The organism is Streptomyces curacoi (genome assembly GCF_001513975.1).
GTDB classification, from domain to species: Bacteria; Actinomycetota; Actinomycetes; order Streptomycetales; family Streptomycetaceae; genus Streptomyces; species Streptomyces curacoi.
This window is the reverse complement of the sequence record NZ_KQ947994.1, coordinates 256,386-256,951: the sequence shown is the minus strand read 5'-3', so window position 1 is coordinate 256,951 and position 566 is coordinate 256,386. Positions and strand designations below refer to the sequence as shown.

Below are 566 nucleotides of genomic sequence, written 5' to 3'. Positions count from 1 at the left end.
GGTCCTCCAGCAACACCCGCCACGACACCCCGTCCACCACCAAGTGATGGGCGATCACGACGAGTTCGGCGTTGCCGGCGCCGAGTTCGAGCAGGGCGAAGCGGATCAGGGGGCCGGTGGCGAGGTCGAAGCCGGTCTGCAGGGCGTCGGTGATGCGGGTGACGGCCTCGGCGCGTTCGTCGCCGTCCACGGCGGAGAAGTCGTGCCGCTCCAGGCGTACGGTGTCGTCCGCGGCCAGGGCGCGCTGGCGCCAGCCGGCTCCGGTGCGCTCGAAGCGCAGGCGCAGGGCGTCGTGCTGCTCCACCAGCGCGGTCACCGCGGTGGCCAGGGCCTCGGGGTCGGTGCCGGGGGCGAGTTCGAGGTGCACGGCCATGTTGAAGTGGTGCGGGGCGTTGCGGTGCGTGCGGAAGAACCAACGCTGGATGGGGGTGAGCACCACGGGGCCCTCCACGGGACGCTTGTCGGATCGGTTGGCTTCGTCGTCGGCCTCGGCGAGGCCGGCCGCGAGTGCGGCGATGGTCTGGCGCTGGAAGACGTCCTGTGAGGTGAGGACCAGGCCGGCGCGT

Annotated in this window: 1 protein-coding gene; it reads right to left on the bottom strand. The window is 72.3% G+C overall.

What is annotated here, in order from left to right; all coding sequences use genetic code 11:
- Positions 1-566, bottom strand: a 566-nt coding sequence (locus tag AQI70_RS32590) for a condensation domain-containing protein (RefSeq protein WP_244181923.1), incomplete at both ends; no start/stop codon positions are given.